This is a genomic window from Nakamurella flavida (genome assembly GCF_030811475.1).
Lineage (GTDB): Bacteria > Actinomycetota > Actinomycetes > Mycobacteriales > Nakamurellaceae > Nakamurella > Nakamurella flavida.
Map to the genome: position 1 here is coordinate 2,951,764 of NZ_JAUSQV010000001.1, position 19,513 is coordinate 2,971,276.

General features: G+C 73.0%; 20 protein-coding genes and 1 pseudogene. 10 read left to right on the forward strand and 11 right to left on the reverse strand.

Translation table 11 applies throughout. The annotated features are described in order from the left end of the window. The first annotated feature begins 127 nt into the window (after positions 1-127). Positions 128-2,041, forward strand: coding sequence for a hypothetical protein (locus J2S58_RS13055; protein WP_205256690.1), 1,914 nt, complete (start codon positions 128-130; stop codon positions 2,039-2,041). Between the two features lie 42 nt (positions 2,042-2,083). Here the strand turns inward: J2S58_RS13055 and J2S58_RS13060 are convergent, their stop codons facing one another. After that, positions 2,084-4,084 carry a glycoside hydrolase family 15 protein gene (locus J2S58_RS13060; protein ID WP_205256689.1) on the reverse strand — a complete coding sequence of 667 codons (2,001 nt, stop codon included), beginning with the start codon at positions 4,082-4,084 and terminating at the stop codon, positions 2,084-2,086. A 100-nt stretch (positions 4,085-4,184) separates the two neighbouring features. Here J2S58_RS13060 and J2S58_RS13065 point away from each other — a divergent pair, with 100 nt between their 5' ends. From J2S58_RS13065 to J2S58_RS13080, 4 genes are all read left to right on the forward strand, one after another. Beyond that, entirely contained in the window at positions 4,185-4,505 is a 321-nt protein-coding gene (locus J2S58_RS13065; protein ID WP_344470323.1) for a metal-sensitive transcriptional regulator, read from the forward strand. 56 nt (positions 4,506-4,561) lie between these two features. Next, positions 4,562-4,777: a heavy-metal-associated domain-containing protein gene (locus tag J2S58_RS13070; RefSeq protein WP_205256688.1), complete on the forward strand. Its 216-nt coding sequence runs from the start codon at positions 4,562-4,564 to the stop codon at positions 4,775-4,777. A 93-nt stretch (positions 4,778-4,870) separates the two neighbouring features. Continuing rightward, positions 4,871-7,195, forward strand: coding sequence for a heavy metal translocating P-type ATPase (locus tag J2S58_RS13075; protein WP_306828506.1), 2,325 nt, complete (start codon positions 4,871-4,873; stop codon positions 7,193-7,195). A gap of 61 nt (positions 7,196-7,256) precedes the next feature. Further along, a complete protein-coding gene (locus J2S58_RS13080) occupies positions 7,257-8,822 on the forward strand; it encodes a hypothetical protein (protein WP_205256687.1) in 1,566 nt (521 codons plus the stop codon). On the opposite strand, the gene J2S58_RS13085 is transcribed toward J2S58_RS13080, so the two are convergent. From J2S58_RS13085 to J2S58_RS13105, 5 genes are all read right to left on the reverse strand, one after another. Next, complete coding sequence (locus J2S58_RS13085; RefSeq protein ID WP_205256686.1) at positions 8,809-9,369, reverse strand: hypothetical protein; 561 nt, start codon at positions 9,367-9,369, stop codon at positions 8,809-8,811. The two genes, J2S58_RS13080 and J2S58_RS13085, sit on opposite strands and share 14 nt — an antisense overlap. Positions 9,370-9,454: 85 nt before the next feature. Then, positions 9,455-10,381 (reverse strand): serine hydrolase family protein, encoded by a 927-nt coding sequence (locus J2S58_RS13090; RefSeq protein ID WP_205256685.1) that lies wholly within the window; start codon positions 10,379-10,381, stop codon positions 9,455-9,457. Between the two features lie 307 nt (positions 10,382-10,688). Continuing rightward, positions 10,689-11,576 carry a septum formation family protein gene (locus J2S58_RS13095; protein WP_205256684.1) on the reverse strand — a complete coding sequence of 296 codons (888 nt, stop codon included), beginning with the start codon at positions 11,574-11,576 and terminating at the stop codon, positions 10,689-10,691. A 32-nt stretch (positions 11,577-11,608) separates the two neighbouring features. After that, positions 11,609-12,130 (reverse strand): GtrA family protein, encoded by a 522-nt coding sequence (locus tag J2S58_RS13100; protein ID WP_205256683.1) that lies wholly within the window; start codon positions 12,128-12,130, stop codon positions 11,609-11,611. A gap of 69 nt (positions 12,131-12,199) precedes the next feature. Next, a complete protein-coding gene (locus J2S58_RS13105; RefSeq protein ID WP_205256682.1) occupies positions 12,200-12,763 on the reverse strand; it encodes a TetR/AcrR family transcriptional regulator in 564 nt (187 codons plus the stop codon). A gap of 67 nt (positions 12,764-12,830) precedes the next feature. Between J2S58_RS13105 and J2S58_RS13110 the strand changes: the two genes are divergently transcribed. Continuing rightward, positions 12,831-13,370: a hypothetical protein gene (locus J2S58_RS13110; RefSeq protein WP_344470401.1), complete on the forward strand. Its 540-nt coding sequence runs from the start codon at positions 12,831-12,833 to the stop codon at positions 13,368-13,370. A 17-nt stretch (positions 13,371-13,387) separates the two neighbouring features. After that, positions 13,388-13,999, forward strand: a pseudogene (locus tag J2S58_RS13115) (DUF3387 domain-containing protein); the annotation flags it as partial. A gap of 12 nt (positions 14,000-14,011) precedes the next feature. Here J2S58_RS13115 and J2S58_RS13120 read toward each other — a convergent pair. The 3 genes from J2S58_RS13120 to glsA form a co-directional block, all read right to left on the reverse strand. Beyond that, positions 14,012-14,767: a hypothetical protein gene (locus J2S58_RS13120; protein WP_205256679.1), complete on the reverse strand. Its 756-nt coding sequence runs from the start codon at positions 14,765-14,767 to the stop codon at positions 14,012-14,014. A gap of 71 nt (positions 14,768-14,838) precedes the next feature. Further along, entirely contained in the window at positions 14,839-15,552 is a 714-nt protein-coding gene (locus J2S58_RS13125) for a TIGR00266 family protein (protein ID WP_205256678.1), read from the reverse strand. A 42-nt stretch (positions 15,553-15,594) separates the two neighbouring features. Continuing rightward, positions 15,595-16,569 carry a glutaminase A gene (gene glsA / locus J2S58_RS13130; protein WP_205256677.1) on the reverse strand — a complete coding sequence of 325 codons (975 nt, stop codon included), beginning with the start codon at positions 16,567-16,569 and terminating at the stop codon, positions 15,595-15,597. Positions 16,570-16,658: 89 nt separating this feature from the next. On the opposite strand from glsA, the gene J2S58_RS13135 reads away from it, so the two are divergent. From J2S58_RS13135 to crcB, 3 genes are all read left to right on the forward strand, one after another. Then, complete coding sequence (locus J2S58_RS13135) at positions 16,659-17,861, forward strand: winged helix DNA-binding domain-containing protein (protein WP_306828514.1); 1,203 nt, start codon at positions 16,659-16,661, stop codon at positions 17,859-17,861. 140 nt (positions 17,862-18,001) lie between these two features. After that, positions 18,002-18,493 carry a fluoride efflux transporter FluC gene (locus J2S58_RS13140; protein WP_205256676.1) on the forward strand — a complete coding sequence of 164 codons (492 nt, stop codon included), beginning with the start codon at positions 18,002-18,004 and terminating at the stop codon, positions 18,491-18,493. Further along, a complete protein-coding gene (gene crcB, locus J2S58_RS13145; RefSeq protein ID WP_205256675.1) occupies positions 18,490-18,855 on the forward strand; it encodes a fluoride efflux transporter CrcB in 366 nt (121 codons plus the stop codon). Before J2S58_RS13140 ends, crcB begins: the two co-directional genes overlap by 4 nt. 24 nt (positions 18,856-18,879) lie before the next feature. On the opposite strand, the gene J2S58_RS13150 is transcribed toward crcB, so the two are convergent. Both J2S58_RS13150 and J2S58_RS13155 read right to left on the reverse strand, forming a co-directional pair. After that, complete coding sequence (locus J2S58_RS13150; protein WP_205256674.1) at positions 18,880-19,194, reverse strand: hypothetical protein; 315 nt, start codon at positions 19,192-19,194, stop codon at positions 18,880-18,882. Positions 19,195-19,249: 55 nt separating this feature from the next. Beyond that, a complete protein-coding gene (locus J2S58_RS13155; protein ID WP_205256673.1) occupies positions 19,250-19,492 on the reverse strand; it encodes a hypothetical protein in 243 nt (80 codons plus the stop codon). Positions 19,493-19,513 lie beyond the last annotated feature (21 nt).

The window sequence follows — 19,513 nt, forward strand, 5'->3', positions numbered from 1 at the left end:
GATCCAGGTCACCAGCGATGTATCCCCCGGCCGGGTTGGTCGAGGATTCGATCGACCGGATCGGGGGGTGCGTACTGGCGTCTTCGGGGCGGCAGACGTTCTTTCGGGTGACGTCCTGGGGGCACACGTGTCGGATCGAGAGAATCCTCCTGCATCGGTCCCGCCGGGACGCGGTCGCGGCGCGGCGCGCGGGCGTCGGGCGGCCGCCCTGCTGCTCGCCGCGGCCGTGGTGCTGGGGTGGGTGTCCCTCGGCACGTTCGGTGCGGCCGGGACGGCGTCGGCGGCGCCCGGCGACGTGTCCGCGCTCTACCTGGACGCCCGGGAGCAGGGCACCGCGGCGCTCGAGGTGGACGGCGCCGTCTTCTCTGTCACCGACGTGGCCACGGGGGTGAGCGTGCAGGTCGGTCCGACCCCGTTCCCTGCGGCGGAGGAGGGGCGGCCGACCCTGCTGCCCGGCATCCCCGCCGGTGCGCTGGTCCGGATCCGACAGGTCGGGACCCTGGCCGGGCATCTGCCGTACGACTCCGGTGCGACGGAGATCAGGACGGGTACCCCGCAGGAGCCGGGGAGCTTCCGGTTCGTGGTGCTGGGGTCGTCCACGGCCTGGGTGGGTCTGTGCGTCGTCGACGCGGTGACCGGCGCGGGGGTGTCCGGCATCGAGTTCGGGATCGAGGACGACGGCGGTACCGCCTACCCGGCCGTGTCCCCGGGTTCGGCCACCGGTACGGACGGCTGCATCGATGTCGAGGTGCAGGGGGCCTATCCGGGCGGGACCCGGCTGGTGATGGTGCAGAGCAACGACGTTCCGGGGTACCCGCGGATCGCGCCCACGGGTTTCGTGGCCTTTCCGGCCCCGCTGGGTGATCAGCGACCGGTCGTCCAGCTGCAGCCGCAGGACGGGGAGACGGACTCCGCCCTCTTCCTCGTCCCGCTGGACCAGGGAACCGGGGCCCTTCCCGTCGAGGGCGCCTTCTTCGACGTCACCGATGTCGCCACCGGGGTGACGGTGCGGGTGGGGCCGTCCCCGTTCAGCACCCCCGGGGAGGGGGCGGCGGTGCAGCTGCCGGGCATCCCGCCGGGCGCCCCGGTCCGGGTCGCCCTGGTCGGCACCGTGCAGGACTACCTGCCGTTCGATTCCGGTCCCACGGACATCCGGACAGGCCCGACGGACGACCCGTCCACGTACGAGTTCGTGATGATCCGCGCCCGTACCGCCTGGGTGGGCCTGTGCCTGGTCGACGCCGACACCGGCGCCGGCCTGGCCGATGTGCCGTTCGCGGTGCAGGATCCCGGCGGGTACCCGTACGCGATCGCGTCTCCCCCGCTGCTCGCGACCGGAGCGGACGGCTGCCTGGACATCGAGGTGCAGGGGGCGACGGCCGGCGGCACCCGGTTGCAGATGGTCCAGATCGGCACGATTCCCGGGTACCCGGCCATCGATCCCCAGGGCTTCGTCGCGCTGCCCGCGCGTCCGGCCGACCCCACCGTGATCCGGGTGACGCGGCAGGCCTCGACGACCACGCCGTGCCCGCCGACCTCCACGCCGAGCACGGACACCACGCCGAGTACGGAGGCGACGCCGAGCACGGAGACCACGTCGAGCACGGACACCACGCCGAGCACGGACACCACGCCCAGTACCGACAGCACACCGAGCACCGAGACGACGCCGAGCACGGAGACCACGCCCAGCACCCAGACCACGCCCAGCACCCCGACCGTGACCAGCACCGCCACCACGACCGTCACGTCGACCCGGCAGGTGAGCCTGCAGGTCCTGGCCGACGGGCGGGATGCCGGGGTGGGCGCGGCCCGGCCGGGTGACGGGTCGGGCGGCCCCTGGCGCGTGGTGACGACCAGGGTGGCCGGAGCGGACCGCTGGGGCGGAGCCACGGACCGGCCCGCCGCGGCTGCCCGGACGGATGCTGCCCTGGCCTCCACCGGGGTGTCGCTGACCGCGGTGGTGCCGGCCCTGGTGCTGGTCCTCGTGGGCGCCGGTCTGCTCCTGCTCGGCCGCCGGCCCCGCGGCGCTCACCGCTGACGGTCCTCCCGCCGGACCGGTCCGGTCCGGCGGGAGCGCGGCTCAGTGCCGGTTGGCCGGGTTGAACCCGAACGCGCTCTGGCTCTGCTCCGCCCGGATCACGTGGGTCACGGCGTTGATCAGGGCGAGATGGGTGAACGCCTGCGGGAAGTTGCCCAGGTGCCGTCCGGTGGCCGGGTCGAGCTCCTCGGCGTACAGCCCGAGGGGGGAGGCCAGGGCGAGCAGCCGTTCGCACAGCTGGTGGGCCCGGTTCAGCTCGCCGATCTCCACCAGCGCGGACACCATCCAGAACGAGCAGATGGTGAACGTGCCCTCCTCGCCGGCCAGCCCGTCGTCGGTCTCGTCGACCTTGTAGCGCAGCACGAGTCCGGCGTGGGTCAGTTCGTCGGCGATGGCGAGCACGGTGCGGCGGATGCGCTCGTCCTCCGGCGGCAGGAAGCGCAGCAGCGGGGCCAGCAGCAGGGAAGCGTCCAGCGCGTCGGAGCCGTACCGCTGCACGAAGACACCGCGCTCGTCGACGCCGTTCGTGCAGATGTCCTCGTGGATCTCGTCAGCGATCTTCTGCCACTTGTCGGCGGTGTCGTGCGAGTCGTGGATGCGGGCCAGGCGCACCCCGCGGTCCAGGGCGACCCAGCACATGATCTTGGACGAGGTGAAGTGCTGCGGCTCGCCACGCACTTCCCAGATGCCGCGGTCCGGCGCCCGCCAGTGCGCGGCGGCCTGCTCGACCTGGGCCTGGACGATGGGCCAGAGCTCCTCGGCCAGCCCCTCGCGCGACCGGGTGTGCAGGTAGATCGAGTCGAGCAGGGCTCCCCACACGTCGTGCTGCTGCTGGTCGTAGGCGCCGTTGCCGATGCGGACGGGTCGGGCGTCGTCGTACCCGGACAGGTGGTCCAGGGTCGACTCGGTGAGCGTCCGCTGCCCGTCGACGCCGTACATGATCTGCAGGTCGTTGGGGTTGTCCCGGGTGACGTCGTGGATGAAGAAGAAGAAGTCGTTCGCCTCCCGGTCGAAGCCGAGCGTGTATAGCCCCCACAGGGCGAACGTGGAGTCACGGATCCAGGAGAACCGGTAGTCCCAGTTGCGGGCGCCCCCGGGGGTCTCCGGCAGCGAGGTGGTGGCCGCGGCGAGCAGGGCGCCGGTGGGCGCGTACGACAGTCCCTTCAGGGCCAGGGCGGAGGACTGCAGGTACGAGCGCCAGGGGTGGTCGGGGAAGGTGCCGCGGCTGAGCCAGTCGCGCCAGAACTCCCCGGTCCGCCAGAGCTGCTGCTCGGCGTCGGCCTGGTCCACCGGGCCGGGCAGGTCGGAGAAGGACAGCGCCACGTAGTGGCTGTCCCCGGCCTTCATCGTGCTGCGGGCCATGGCCAGCCGGCCCTCCACGCCCATGCGCAGCGAGCTGGTCAGCGTGAGGGTGGGTTGGCCGTCGGCGGTGGCCACGATGGTGCCGTAGTCCTCACCCGGGTAGGCCCAGGTCGCACCGATCCGGGCGTAGTCGAAGACCGGCTCGCAGGACACCGAGAGATCGACGGTGCCGTTGACGCACTTGATGGTGCGCAGCAGGACGTGACGCGCGTCGGTGTCGGTGGGCGAGCGCCGGTGGGTCTTGGACCGCTCGGCGATGTTGTGCCAGGGCCCCACCACGAGGGTGTCCCGGACGGTGAGCCAGCCGGTCGGGGTCTGCCACGTGGTCTCCAGCACGAGGGTGCCGGGGAGGTAGCGGCGCGCGGTGGGCACCTGGACGCCGAACGGACCGATGCGGAACGAGCCGCCCGAGCGGTCCAGCAGCTGGGTGAACACGCTGGGGGAGTCCGGGCGCGGCACACACATCCACTCCACCGCGCCGGACGGGGCGATCAGGCAGTTCACCTCGCAGTCCGACAGGAAGGCGTAGTCCGCGATGTTCGGGAAGTTGCCGGACGAGGTGAAGACGGTGGCGCTGTCCTCGGTCCGCGGGTGGTGGCCGAGATCCATGTGGCCGTCACCCGGTGGCGTCATGTCCTGCGTGGACAGCGGCGGGATCGAGGTGGTGGCGGAGTCCGTCATCGGAGCATTGTCGATCACCGGACGCCGGGGGAGAAGGGCCGGCCACCCGCCGCCCAGCGGCTCCGTTGCCGTCGATACCCCTGGGGGGTATGGTCGAGACGTGGACGAGGACGCGACCGCGGTGACGACGGGGCATGCGGGGCACGGCTATCTCGGCAACAAGGACGACGTGCTCAAGCGCCTCCGCCGGATCGAGGGCCAGGCTCGCGGCCTGCAGCGCATGGTGGAGGACGAGAAGTACTGCATCGACATCCTCACCCAGGTCTCCGCGATGACGAAGGCACTGCAGTCGGTCGCCCTGGGTCTGCTGGACGACCACCTGAGCCACTGCGTGGTCCGGGCGGCCGCCGTCGGTGGCGCGGAGGCCGAGGAGAAGGTGCGCGAGGCCTCCGAGGCCATCGCCCGTCTCGTCCGTTCCTGACCGCACCACCCGCCGTTGACAGCTGTCCGGCGGACCTCGACATCCAGGGAGAACCCATGGCGCAGAACGAGTCCGTCCACGAGTACAGGGTCGTCGGGATGACCTGCGCGCACTGCGTCGCCTCGGTCACCGAGGAGGTCACCGAGCTCGCCGGGGGGCAGTCCGTCTCCGTCGACCTGGCCGGCGGCCTGCTGACGGTCGTCGGCGCGTCCGTCACCGAGGACCAGGTACGCGGTGCCGTGGAGGAGGCCGGTTACCACCTGGCCGGCTGACCACCGTCCGGACCTGCCGGCTCGGTGCCTCCCGCACCCCTGTCCACCATCTGCCCTGCCTGATCCCGCACTGCACTGCCCCGAGGAGGACCCGTGACGGTCTCCGCCACCCCCGCCCGTCCCACCGAGAGCCTGCGCCAGGTCGAACTGGCGATCACCGGGATGACGTGCGCGTCCTGCGCCCACCGCATCGAGCGCAAGCTCAACAAGGTCGACGGCGTCGCCGCGACCGTCAACTACGCCACCGAGAAGGCCCGGGTGCTCGTGCCCGAGTCGGTGCAGCCCGCGGCTCTGCTGTCGGCGGTCGAGGCCGCCGGGTACGAGGCCCGGGTGATCGATCGGGAGCGGCGTGATCCGCAGCCGGCCGGGGTCGGCCCGTCGGCGACGGCGGCGCTGCGGTTCCGACTGCTGGTGTCCGCCGCGTTGACCCTGCCGGTGGTGGTGCTGGCGATGGTGCCGCCGTGGCAGTTCGCCAACTGGCAGTGGCTCTCGCTGGTGCTGGCCGCTCCGGTGGTCGTCTGGGGTGGTGCCGCCTTCCACCGTGCCGCCTGGACCAATCTGCGGCACGGCGCCGCCACCATGGACACGCTCGTCTCCCTCGGCACCCTGGCGGCCCTGGGGTGGTCGCTCTACGCCCTGTTCCTCGGGCACGCCGGGATGACGGGCATGCGGCACGCCTTCACCTTCGGCGTGACCGCCGGCGCCGGGACCGACGCCATCTATCTCGAGGCGGCGGCCGGGGTGACCACCTTCCTGCTGGCCGGCCGGTACGCCGAGGCGCGGTCCAAGCGGCAGGCCGGGGCGGCCCTGCGCACCCTGCTGGAGTCCGGGGCCAAGGAGGTCTCCGTGCTGCGGGCCGGCCGGGAGCACCGGCTGCCCGTCGACGAGCTCGCGGTCGGTGACGAGTTCGTGGTGCGTCCGGGCGAACGGCTGGCCGCCGACGGCGAGGTGGTGGAGGGGTCGTCCGCCCTCGACGTCGCCCAGCTGACCGGTGAGTCGGTCCCGCGGGAGGTGGGGCCCGGTGACGTCGTCGCCGGCGGGTCCGTCGACGTGGGCGGGCGGCTCGTCGTCCGGGCCACCCAGGTCGGCGCCGACACCCAGCTCGCCCGGATGGCCCGGTTGGTCGAGGACGCGCAGAACGGGAAGGCCCAGGTCCAGCGGCTGGCCGACCGGATCTCCGGGGTGTTCGTGCCGATCGTCCTGCTCCTGTCGCTGGGCACGCTGGCCGGGTGGCTGCTCACCGGCGGCGGACTGACCGCCGCGTTCACCGCCGCGGTCGCGGTGTTGATCATCGCCTGCCCGTGCGCCCTCGGCCTGGCCACGCCCACCGCGCTGATGGTCGGCACCGGCCGGGCGGCGCAGCTCGGCATCGTCATCCGGGGACCCGAGGTGCTCGAGTCGACCCGGCGGGTGGACACGGTGGTGCTGGACAAGACCGGCACGGTGACCACCGGGGTGATGACCCTGCACACGGTCGTCCCGGTCGCCGGGGTCGACACGGCCGAGCTGCTCCGCACGGCCGGGGCACTGGAAGCCGCCTCCGAGCACCCGGTCGGTCGGGCGGTGGCCGCTGCGGCCGCTGCTGCCGGTCCCCTGCCCGGGGTGGACGGTTTCGCGAACCGGCCCGGCCTCGGCGTGCAGGGGGTCGTCGAGGGTCGGGCCGTGGTCGTCGGTCGGGCCGCCTTGCTGGACGACTGGTCGCTCGCCCTCCCGCCGGAGCTGCGCGACGCCCGGGATCGTGCCGAGGCCGACGGACTCGCCGCGGTCGCCGTCGCCTGGGACGGCCTGGTGCGCGGTCTGCTGGTGGTCGGGGACACGGTGAAGCCGACCTCGGCCGGGGCGATCCGGGGCCTCCGCGCGCTGGGGCTGCGCCCGGTCCTGCTGACCGGTGACTCCGCCCCGGCCGCTCGGGCGGTCGCCGCGCGGGTCGGCATCGATCCGGCCGATGTGATCGCCGGGGTGCTGCCGGTGCAGAAGGCGTCCGTGGTGGCGGATCTGCAGGCCGGCGGGGCCGTGGTGGCGATGATCGGCGACGGGGTGAACGACGCCGCCGCCCTGGCCACCGCCGATCTGGGCATCGCCCTGGGCACCGGGACCGACGTGGCCATCGAGGCCTCGGACCTCACCCTGGTGCGGGGCGACCTGCAGGTCGCGGTGGACGCCATCGCCCTGTCCCGCCGGACCCTCACCGTCATCCAGGGCAACCTGTTCTGGGCGTTCGCCTACAACGTGGCCGCGTTGCCGGTGGCCGCCCTCGGGTTGCTCAACCCGATGCTGGCCGGTGCGGCCATGGCGCTGTCCTCGGTGTTCGTGGTGACCAACAGCCTGCGGCTGCGCGGCTTCCGGCCCCGTCCGGTCGCCGCCCGGGGATCGTCCGTATCCGGCGGAGTTGACACCGACCTCAATCACGAACGGTAACGTCCCATCACGTTGAGTCCGGAGAACGGCCGGGCCGTGGGGTGACCGGGGGCTGTCGGACGTGGGTCAGCAGCAGCACGGTCTCGGCCCCGTCGATGCCCTGGCCGGGGACGCCGGGGACGCCGAGTGCGCCGGTGACCTGACGTGGAACCGCCCGTCGCGCCGGTTCGCCCGCTGGGTGGTCCGCTATCGCGCCCGCCGGCTGGGTCTGCTCAACAGCCCGTGGTTGGCGGTGCCGGCTGCTGTGCTCGCCCTGCTGTTCGTCGGGTTCGTGGTCGTCCGCAGCGCGCTCCCCGACGTCTCCGACTGTTCGCTCGGCGAGGTCGAGATCGTCCTCTCCGACACCCCGTTGGAGGGGGCGCGCACGCTGCTGCTGCTGTTCGTGGTGTTCGTCCTGGTCGTGCCGGCCGCGATCCTGCTGGCCGCCGACCGGTGGGCCAAGCACCGTCGGCCGATCTGGAGCCGGGTCGTCCAAGGGGTGGCCCTGCGGTTGACCGCCGGTGTCGTCCTCACCGCCTCGCTGCTGTTCGGGTGGGTGGCGCTCGATCTGTTCGACGGCTCGTGTCGCGGCGCGCTCCCGACCTCGATGGGGTGGGTCGGATTCGGGCTCTTCGTCGGCGTGCTGCTGGCCGCGGTGGGCACGGCCCGGCGGGACCAGGCCGGATGGGTCGGCTTCGCGCTGGTGGTGAACGGCGACCTGGGCGCGGCGGCCTATCTGGCGTGGAAATCGTTGCAGGACAACGAGTTCACCCCCACGGAGCGGCTGTTCCTGATGGCGTTCGCGGTGCACGCCGTCTGCGTGCTCGTCGCCGCCCGCTGGGCGTACGCGGTCGGCGAGCACCCGGGTTCGGACGCTGTCGGCCGGGCCAAGGCCGGGGAGGCCGGGCGCGCCCTGGCCGCCCTGTGGACCCTGATGGGCATCGCCGTCGTCGCGTCCGCCGTGCTGGAGAGCGACGCGGACATCGGCACCGACGACCTCTTCACCCAGCTGAAGACGCCCATCGTGGTCGCGTTGACCTGGGGCGGGTTGCTGGCCACGACGGCCAGCGGGTTCACCAAGTACGTCGAGGGCCGGGAGGCCGCGGCGAGCCGACTGGGAATCACCCAGTGGCGGCACCTACCGACGTACCGCGATCGCCGGATGGCGCGCACCGTGGTCCGCATGCTCCGCGCGCTCGGGCCGTTGCCGCTCAGCGCGCTCCGGGCGGGGGTCGATCATCTGGAGCCGGACCGGGTCCGGTCCCGCCATCTGCTGCGCGCCATGCGGGTCACCGGGTGCGCGATCGAGGTCGACGGCCTGTGGACCGACACCCGCCCGGGCCGACCCTGGCCGGCCGACGTCGACCTGGTCCGCCGGGCACAGCGGGCCGGGTTCCCGACCTACTCGCGGAGCGGGATGTTCGCCCTGCTCGGGGAGGTCGGCGACGCGGACGTCCCGCGCACCGGCCGCGTCCTGCAGCGGCACCCGCTGCTCACCGGCACCGGCCGGTCGGGTTGGCGGGTGGTGGACGGCGATGCCGAACGGGCGTCGGCTGCCGCTCGCCGGGGGCGGCTCGCCGCCCTGCGTCGGGTGATCACCCCGCGCCGGACGGCGGGCGGGGACGCCGGGTCGGTCAGTCCTTCGTGACCGACCGCTGGGCGCGGTCCAGGGCACCGAGCAGGCCGTCGGCGTCGGCCACGTCGTAGAACGCCGCGTCGTAGCGGGACCGCATTATGAACTCGGCCCCGGTGTTGCCGACAGCCGTCCAGCCCCGGCCGGGGCGGGTCTCGTCCGCGAAGACGACGTCGACGTGCTCACCACTGCGCCGGACGGTCAACGACTCCCGCAGCGGGTGGGTGGTCACGGAGCCCTTGACCACGATGTACGCCCGGGTGGGGGTCAACCCGTAGGCGGTGCGCCGGGCCCGGGCCGCCCGGTAGAACCACCGGCCGATGAGCATCCACAGCGCGAAGAGAGCGAAGACCGAGCCGAAGAGGGGGAAGAAGAACGGGGCGCCGTTGCCGATCGCGAGGGACAGCCAGAAGGTGATGAACGCACCGAAGACCACCCCGGTCGCCGTGGCAGCGAGATCCCCGCGCCGCCAGCGCCAGGCCGGATCGGGCCGCCCGGCCCACAGCAGGGATTCGCCGGCCCGGATGACCGGCTGCAGTTCACCTCTTGCGTCCTCGTTCACCCGGACAGCGTAGGGCGCACCTACCCGTGGTGACCAGGCCCACCCGATCGCGCGAGTCGGGTGGTGGGTCCCGTACCGATGCGGATCAGTCCCGGACGGGGAGGGTCTCGCCCCATCGGACGAGCGGGCCGAGGACGATCGACCACAGCAGCGCCGGTTCGGGCGCGGGCGGGGCAACCGGTGGGTCGAGCGCGGCCAGGGATTCGGCCGTCGCCGTCGAGGTGGCCCGCATGGTCGCGTAGCTGGCATCCGGGGACGTCTGCAGGATCGCCACGAAGTACCGCGCGGTGTAGCCGACGGAATGCAGGTTGGCCGGGGTCCAGCCCGGGTCGCTCCACCCCTGCTTGGAACCGTGCACCCCGGTGAGGGCGTTGAGGCCGAAGTCCTGGTCGAAGCCGTCCGTGCCCTCCTCCTGCGTGTCGGCCATGGTGTCCAACAGGAACGGGCCGACCAACGGATCGGCGGCCGCCGCGGCCAGGAAGCGCACCTGGTCGTCCGCGGTCGTCCGGTCCGAGCCCCACGTGCCCGAGGAGGCATTGGGGCCGTTGCGGGTGCCGCTCAGCCCGTAGCGCTCGACGATGGTCGGGATGATGTCGTAGTCCCACAACGCCGACTGGATGCCGTTGTCCGACACCTCGATCAGCGACTCCAGCGCACCGGACAGGTCGGCGTCGGGTTCCCCGTCGGCCTGGATCAGGTAGTACGCGGCGGTGAAGAGTTTGAGCACGGACTCGGTGTTGTAGACCTCGTCGCCCCCGACGGAGGCGACCAGCTCCCCGGTGGCCCGGTCGAGCACGGCCACGCTCTGCTCCACGCCGCGAGCACCGGCCGCAGCGCTGCCCCAGACGGCCAGTTGCGCCGGGGTCGGCGCCGGGGCCGCCCCCTGGGGGACTGGCTCGACGGGCTGCGCGGTGGCCGTTCCCGGGGACAGGATCAACGCGGCGGACATCGCGGCGGCCAGCAGTGCGGCCCGGCCGGTGGTGCGTGGAGCTCGACCCCGGTGCGACGACATGGGAGCTCCTGTTCCTCGACTGCAGAATGGCCGGGCAGCCACTGCCGAGTGTGCCCGCGGTTGCTGTGGGCGAAACGGATCTCCGACTCAGCGCACGTTGTGCGACAACGAGTGTCACTGGGTAATCAGCCCAGGTGGCGGGCACCAGATGTCGAACAGATGACGCAGCAATCTCTTTCGGTCACGCAATGGTCAGCGGATCGAAACCGCCGGCGTCGCCGACGCGAGACCTCGATCACAGTCCACCCGCCCACCGCGGAACCTGCACCTGTCGGCGGCCTGCTGGGGCCGCCGGCGCCGCCCCGCCCTATTCCCAGGGGATCTCGCCCGTGCCCAACCCGAGCAGGGTGCCGGTCAGGGTCCGGTCGGCCGGGGCGGCGACCCGGCACAGGGCGAATCCGTTGCCGCCTTCGCCCTCGTCGGGGACGACGGCGGCCCCGACCGAGAGCGTCCCGCCGGCTGTGGCGTCGGGCATGGCGGTGAGCACGTCGACCAGGCGTCGGCAGGATGTGTCGAGCGCCTCCTGGGTGGTCCCGGTGAGGTCGTCGGCGAAACCGAAACCCTCGGCCGCATGGGCGGTCCCGCAGTCGATGGTGGTCGAGTACACCGGATCGGTGGTGTCCCAGCAGGTACCGAAGGCCTGGGGGAGGAGCCCGGCCTCGAAGGTGCCGCGCAGCGAGGTCGGGTAGACCGTCGAGCCGGCGGTTCCGGGAGTGAGGACGACGCAGGCGGCCCAGCGTTGACCTCCGGCCCACTGCACGACGTCGGGGGCGAGCCGCACGGTGGGGGCGGAGACCGCCGGGAACCAGGTGCCGAACACGCGGTCCCGGCCGGCCAGGTCCGGCGGCAGACCGATGAAGGCGGCGGCGGCCGCGGTGCAGGTGTCGCTCGGGCGGTACGCCAGGGAGCGGGTGCGCGGTCGGCGGTCCACGTCCGGCTCGACCAGGACGACCTCACCGACCCGGTCCCCGGCGCACGGTGCGTACCGGGGTGTCCCGGTCCAGATCCGTCGGCCGGTGGACGGTTCGAAGGAAGACTGCAGGGGATCGAGCAGGCAGTCACCGGTGTTCGGCGGGCCGGGGATCGCTGCTGCCCGGGGCAGGCCGGGGACACTGCGCGCGCCGAGGTTGGGCACGACCAGGGCGGCCAGCACCGCGAGCACGAGCAGCAGGAGGCCCTGGGCGCGTCGGTCCATGCCCCACGGTAGGTCGCCCCGTCGTGGCGTGGTTAGCCCGCGAGCACCACACCCGCTGTCGTAGGGGCCGTGGGGGTGGTGGTGTCCGTGGGGGCGGACTCCGGGTGGCCGGTCGACGGGGTGCCTCGCCGCATCCACCGGCGGAGCACCAGGAAGCGGCCGACACCCACGACCCCGGTGGCCGCGGCGACGCCGACGGTCTGCACGAGAGAGCCACCGACGCCGGAGAGGGCGGACAGCGCGAGGGCGGAGGCGAGGAGCCCGCCCAGGCTGGTGCCCAGCCCGACGAGGTGGTCACGTTCGGACCCCGGGCCGGGCAGACGGAAGGTGAACCGGCGGTGCGCTGCGGTGGTGGCCACGGTGACCACGAACCAGGACAGCAGGTTGGCGGCCTGGCTGCCCAGCGAGCCGGCGAGGAAGGCGTAGAGAGCGAGCTGGACCCCGGTCATCGTCCCGCCCACCAGGGCGAAGCGCACCCCCTGGGCGCCGACCGACCGCCATCGGCCGACCGGAGCGATCCGCGCGGGGGAGGGGAGCGACGTCACGATGGTCATGGGAGGAATCTCGCCCCCCGCCCGAGGCGTGGGCTGGGCGGAGCCTGTGCCGTTCCTGTGCCCGGCCGGTCAGCCCAGGGAGTCCAGATGCCCGTGCAGCACGTCGACCGCCCACTCTCCGGACGCGTCGGCGGGTTGCCGGACCAGATGCAGGGCGAGTCCGTCGAGGAGTGCGTGCAGCGTCCGCCCGTCCCGCTCGGCGGCGTCCGGGGCGAGGGCGTCGACGAGTCGGCGGCAGAGGTCGGCGAGATCGGCATGGGCCGTGGTCAGGGCCGCTTCGAGCTCGCGGTCGCCCGGGTCCAGGGATCCGAGGGCGAGGAAGACCTCCATCTCCATCCGGCGATCCGCGTCCAGCGGGAGCAGTTCGCTGAGCATGCGCAGGGCGATGTCGGCCGGCTCCCCCTCGGTGGGCAGTGCCTGGATCCGCCCGGTGACCCGGCGTCGCACCAGGTCCAAGCAGAACGCGACCAGCGACGCCTGGGTGGGGAAGGACCGCCGCATCGAACCGGTGGCCAGCCCGGACTCGGCGGCTACCGATCGCACCGACAGTCCCCGGGGGCCCTCCCGCAGCAGCACCCGCCACGCCGCCTCGCCGACGGCCACCTGACGTGCGTCGTGGTCCACCCGTGGCATGGGCCGAATGTACACAGTCGTGCTAATTTGCCGTGATGCGTACGACTGTGCGCACAAGGGAGGCGTCATGGTCCTGGCCGTCATCGTGGCCTGCGAGATCGGGTTCTGGGTGGCCGTGGCCGCCGGGCTCATCGCGCGGTACGTCCTCCGACGCCCCCGCCTCGGGGCGGGGCTGCTCGTCCTGGCCCCGGTCTGCGACGTCGTCCTCCTGGTGGCCACGGCCGTCCACCTCGGGTCCGGCGCGACGGCCACCTGGCAGCACAGCGTCGCCGCCTACTACCTCGGCTTCTCCGTGGCCTACGGCCATCGGATGGTGGCGTGGGCCGACGCCCGGTTCGCCCACCGTTTCGCGAACGGCCCGGCCCCGGTGCGGGCGACGGGGAGCGCCTACACGCGACTGTGCTGGGCCGATGTCGGACGGACGGCACTGGCGGTGGCCATCGCCGGCGGAGTGCTGCTCGGGCTCACGGCCTGGGTCGACGACCCCTCCCGCACCGCCGAGCTGACCGGCTCGCTGCCGCTGCTCGGCGTCATCCTCGGCGTGGAGCTCCTGTGGGCCATCAGCTCCACCCTGTGGCCGCGGCGGTCCCCGGTGCGGGCGGGTTGAGCTGGCGGCCAGGCGGCCAGGCGGCCGGGATGCCCCGCCCGTCCCTCTCCGACCTGACACCCACGTTCGCAGATCAGGCCAGCAAGGCAACGAACCCGCAGTTGGCGATCGAGGCCCTCCGCAACCTGGTGGCCAAGGAATCGCAAGAAGCGACCCGGACGAACGCCATCCGACAGCGCGCGTTCGCCGAGCGGGTGGCCGAGCTGATGCGCAGGTACACCAACCAGCAATTGACGTCCGCCGAGGTGATCGCCGAGCTGATCTCGCTGGCCCGCGAGGCGGTTGCAGAGCCCAAGCGCGGAGAGCAGTTTGCGCCACCGCTCAGCGACGACGAGCTGGCCTTCTACGACGCCGTGGCCGAGAACGAGTCCGCGGTCCAGGTCCAGGGCGAGGGGGTCCTCGCCGACATCGCCCGCGAGTTGGTGACTGTGATGCAGCGGGACATCCGCACCGATTGGGCCTACCGAGACGATGTCAAGGCCAAGCTGCGCTCGTCGATCAAGCGACTTCTGGCCAAGCACGGGTATCCGCCGGACAAGCGGCCCGAGGCCATCAAACTGGTGCTCGATCAGATGGAGACGCTGGCGCCGCGGTTCATCGAGAACAAGTACTCCGACGAGAAGTCCTGAGGCCAGGGCCGCTCAGCCCACGCCGGGTTCGGTGATGTCCACCCGAGCGAGCGGGGCGAGGTAGGGGAGGGAGTACTCGTCGCCGACGCTCAACATCGTCGGTGACAGCCAGCGCACCTGTCGCTGGACGGATCGCCAGTCATGGAAGTCGCAGAAGAAGGGGCGGGCGGTCGTGGTCCGCGCCGTGATGACCTCCCGTGCTCTGTTCCGGACGGTGAGGGCCACGTGGCGCAGGCCGTCGGGGTCGATGTGCAGGCTCAGGGCGGCAGTGTGCCGGCGGTCGGGGCTCTGACGGCGGGGACCGTCGAACCGGGCCTCGACACTCCGGTCCAGGCAGTACTGCCGGGCGTCTTCCAGTGGCCGTCGGTCCCAGCCGCGCAGCTCCGCCAGGCGCACCATCCGTTGGTGCAACCAGTCGAGGTAGGCCGGACCGCGATCCGCGGGCGGCAGCGCGATCAGGGCGGGGTCGAAGCGGGCCCATCCGCCGTCACTGAGCCCGAAGCTGTCGGGCGGTTCTTCGGTGATGACGGCGAAATCGGGCCCGAGAAGGGTGTGGTGGCGATGCGCCACGGGTTGATCGGTCAGGACGAAGCGGCACCAGGAGGTGGTCGCAGCGATTCTCTTCTCGCCGGCGTGCAGGCCGCGGATGTAGAGCTCGAACACCGGCGAACTCTGCGCGGCGAACGTCCTGGCCGCCGACGAGATGTCGTGATCGGGCCAGACGTCGATGAAGACCATCTTCCGTCGGCGGATGCGAGCCACGGTCACCCCGCCCCGGGTGCGGTCGCCGGGACGACCGGGAGGCCGACAAGCTCACCCGTGCCGCGTGTCGGGCCGTCTCACCGCCCGAACATCCCGCCCAGCCCGCCCTTCGGGTTGTTGCCCGGCGCCACCGATCCGGCCCACTGGGCGAACGCCGAGGGGTTGCGCGTCTGCAGCAGAACCCGGCCGGGGCCGGTGAAGTCGAAGACGAAGCCCTCGCCGCTCTTCATGGAGTTCAGCATCCCGCTGCCGGCCCGGCGCATCTCGAAACGCATGTCGAGCTCGTAGGCGACGACGTGACCGGTGTCGATGGTGACGACCTGGCCGGGCTGCAGGTCGAACACGTCGATGGCGCCGTAGACGCTGACCACGGCCTGGCCGCTGCCCGAGGCGCGGACCCCGAAGCCGCCCTCCCCGCCGAACAGGTTGGCCATGCCGCCGAACTGGGTGTCGATCTGCACCGCTGCGGCGTTGGCGATCCAGTTGCCCTTGGCCAGGAAGTACGGCCGGCCCGGGGCGATGTCGATGACGGCGATGTCTCCGGGCAGCACCCCGGCCATGTCGATCCAGCCGCCGTCGGCCGGCGCCGTGTACGTGGTGACGAAGAACGACTCCCCGGCCAGCACCGAGCGCTTGAGCCCGGCGAGCACGCCGCCCTCGGCCCGCGCCTCCAGGGTCACCCCCTGGCTGTGCGCCATCATGGCGCCGCCCTCCATGCGGATCTGCTCGCGCGGGCCGAGGAAGGCGCGGGCGACGGTGAACGACGGGTTGTGACGCAGCTGGGTCTGCATGGGCGACACGGTATCCAGGGCCCGCCGGTGGCCGCGCGGGCGCTACAGCAGGGACAGGTCCAGGCGCTCGCTGAGCAGGTGCAGCGCCACGCGGCCGGCCTCGGAGTTGCCGGCCTCGTCCAACGGCGGCGACCAGGCGCAGACCCCGTACCGACCCGGGACGTCACCCATCACGGCGCCGGCCACCCCGCTCTTGCAGGGGAAGCCCACGTCGTAGGCGAATTGACCGGCCGCGTCGTAGGTGCCGCAGGTCAGCATGAGTGCGTTGACCCGCCGGGCCAACGGCTCGGTCAGGATCCGTCCACCGGTCCGCGGGTCGACCCCGTCGTTGGCCAGGAACCGCGCCGCCCGGGCCAGGCCGCGGGTGGTGACGGTCAGCGCGCACAGCTGGACGTAGGCGTCGACCACCTCGTCCACCGGGTGGGTGACGTTGCCGAACGACCGGACGAGCCAGCCCATGGCGATGTTCAGCTCGGCCCCGGCGCGTTCCTCGGCCAGCACGTCGGCATCCGGCTCGAGCCGCTCGCCGACGAGGTCGGCCAGCAGGTCGGTGACCGCGGCCACCGCCGCTCCGGCCGATCCGGTGGCCTGGACCAGGATGTCGCAGACGACGACCGCGCCGGCGTTGATGAACGGGTTGCGCGGGATGCCGTGCTCGCGCTCGAGCTGGATCAGGCTGTCGAACGGATCTCCCGAGGGTTCCCGGCCGACCCGGGTGAAGACGTTCTCGCCGACCAGCCGCAGGGCCGCGGTCAGTGCGAACACCTTGACCACGCTCTGGACCGGGAAGCCGACATCGGCGTCCCCGGTGACGTGCTCGGTGCCGTCGAGCTCGCACAGGGCGACGGCGAACCGGCCGGGTTCGCTGTTCTCCTCGTTGCCGTCGGTGTCCCCGTCCCGCGCGTTCGGCCGGGCCCGCCGGGCCACCTCGGTCAGGACGTCGGTCAGGTCGTCCGTCGGACGCGAGGTCGGGTGGGCGGTCGGCTCGGTGGTCGGTCCTGACGGGAGGGAGGGCACTCCTGCAGGCTGTCACAGCCGCGCCGGGGCGGGCCGCGAACCGCGTCCCGACCGGACCCGCTGTCGGGCGCCGGTGGTACCACTGTGCCGTGACGGGAGCGGCTGCCGGGGTGCGGTACATCGACGACGCCGAGCGGCGGGCTCGCCTGGGTGCGCGCCATGCCCTCGCCCGGCCGGTGGCCGACCCGGTGGCGGCGGCTCGCGCGGTGGTCGCCCTGCACGCCACCGATCCGGCCGGGGTGTACGTGGCCGCCGCCGCCCGGACGGGCCTGGGCCCCACCGCGCACACGGCCCGGGCGTTGTACGACGACCGGGTGCTGCTGCGCATGCTCGGCATCCGCCGGACGATGTTCATCGCCCCGTTGGATCTGGTCCCGGTGATGCAGGCCGCGGCGACGGAGGCCGTGGCCGTCGTCCAGCGGACCCGCTACGAGAAGCTGATCGCCGAGGCGGGCGGGGGTGACGGAGCCTGGCTCCGGCAGGTCGAGGAGGCCACCCTCGCGGCGCTGCGGGCCCGCGGGTCGGCGACCGCCGCACAGCTGTCCACCGACGTCCCGGAGTTGCGGTTCGCCTTCCCCGCGCCGCCCGGCAAGAAGTACGGCGGGCAGTCCAGCATCACCACCTGGGTGCTCCTGCTGCTCTCCACCCGGGGGCTGATCGTCCGCGGCCGACCCGCCGGTACCTGGGTCAGCAGCCAGTACGTGTGGTGGCCGGCCGAGACCTGGTTCGCCGACCACGGCCCGGAGTCGCCGCACCGTGCCGTGCTCGACACCGCCGACGCCCAGGTCGAGCTGGTCCGCCGCTACCTCGCCGCGTTCGGCCCGGCCACGGCGACCGACATCGCCTGGTGGACGGGTTGGGCGGGCCGGACGGTGAAGGCGGCGCTGGCCCGGTTGCAGCCGGTGGAGGTCGAGGTCGCCACCGGCCCCGCCCTGGTGCTGGCGCAGGACGTCGATCCGGTGCCGCCGCCGGAGCCCTGGGTGGCGCTGCTCCCGGCCCTGGACGCCACTCCGATGGGCTGGTCGCAGCGGGACTTCTACCTGGGCGGGCACAAGGCCGCCCTGTTCGACACCATGGGCAACGTCGGGCCGACGGTGTGGGCGGACGGCCGCATCGTGGGCGGCTGGGCCCAGCGACCGGACGGAGCCGTGGTGTTCTCCCTGCTGGAGGACGTCGGGGCCGAGACCGCGGCGCGCATCGCCGACCGGGCCGAGGCCCTCACCGGGTGGATGGACGGGGTGCGGATCGTCCCGCGTTTCCGGACCCCGTTGGAGAAGGAACTCGCCGGTTGAGCGTCGCGGCTCACCGGGTCGACATCGTCGTGCGGCCACACTGGTCCCGTCCGGTCCCCCGGGTGGTCTCCCACCACCGGCGGGCGAGATCGGTCCGTGCGTGATCCGGCAGGGAACTGCGGGACGGGACAGGAGGGTCGGTGGCGTCCGAGGACGTGGTCGGCTCGGACTTCCGACCCGGTGATGTCGGTCCGGCCGGGTCCCGCCGGTCGGAGGGGGCCGTGCTGGCGGCCATCGCCCTGGGCGGAGTGATCGGGGCCGAGTCCCGGTACGGCGTCGCTCTGCTCATGCCGCACCAGCCGGGTGCGTTCGCCTGGTCGACGCTGGTCGTCAACGTCACCGGATGCCTGCTCATCGGTGCGCTCATGGTCGTCCTGCTCGAGGCGGTCACCCCGCACCGGCTGGCCCGCCCGTTCCTGGGGGTCGGGGTGTTGGGTGGCTACACCACGTTCTCCACCTTCGCGATGGACACCCAGGACCTGTTGCGCGCCGATCGCCCGGGTGCCGCCCTCGCCTTCGTCGGGCTGTCGCTGGCGTTCGGCGCGCTGGCCGTGTGGGCGGCGACCCGGGTGACCCGGCTCCTGCTCCGGCGCCGGATCGCCCGGCGGGCCGCGACGGCGGGGCACGCGTGATCGCCCTGATGGTCGCCCTCGGTGCCCTGGTCGGTGCCCCGGCCCGCTATCTCACCGATCAGCTCGTGCAGTCCCGGCACCGCACCGGCTTCCCCTGGGGCACGCTCACGGTCAACCTCGTGGCGTCGCTGATCCTCGGGTTCGGGGTCGGCGCCGCCACCCACTTCTCGGCGGAGGTCACGGCCCTGATCGGCACCGGCTTCTGCGGTGCACTCAGCACCTACTCGACGTTCGGCTACGAGGTGATGCGGATGTCCGGGGACGGGCGACGCCGGCTCGCCGCGGTCAACGTGGCGGCCAGTGTGGTCGGCGGGGTGGGGATGGCCGCGCTGGGCTGGTGGGCCGGGCACTCCTGGCGGTGATGCCGAGGGCTCCGGGTCGACAGGTCAGAGACCGGTCCAGGGCAGCCGCCCCGGTCCGCCCCGGGTGGACCGTCGCTGCCAGCACGAGCTGTGCCAGTGCCGCCGGTCGGATCCGTCGCCGTCCGCGGGCCAGACCACGACATGCGCCACGCCGGCCAGCACCTCGTGGTCGCAGCCCGGACAGCGGTAGGTCTTCACGGCGGCGGAGCCGGACATGCTGCGGACCACGAACGTGCCCTCGGCGGTTTCCTGGTGGCGTTCCCCGCCGCCCAGGGGCGTGGATCCCGACGAGGGCGGTGTCCGCTCGCGGCGGACCGCGCCGGACGATCGTCGGGGCATGGCGCCAGCCTAACCGCGGGAACCGGTGGCCCCCGCGGCGTCTCCCGCCGGCCCGTCAGTCCTCGTCGCGCGCCGGGGCCGAACCGCGGGAACCGGGCCGGCGGGACGTGCCGTTGCGGTACATCAGAACCAAACCCCAGCCGGCCACGCCCAGCAGCAGGGCGCCCCACACCCAGCGGACCGCGTGCTCGGACCCGGTGGTCGGGTCGGCGGGCAGCAGCGGCGCCAGCAGCACCAGCGCGACCAGGGCCAGCAGGGCGGACAGGGTCGACACCGCGGCCCGGACCGGACGTCGCATGCGCACACCTCCTCCGCTCTC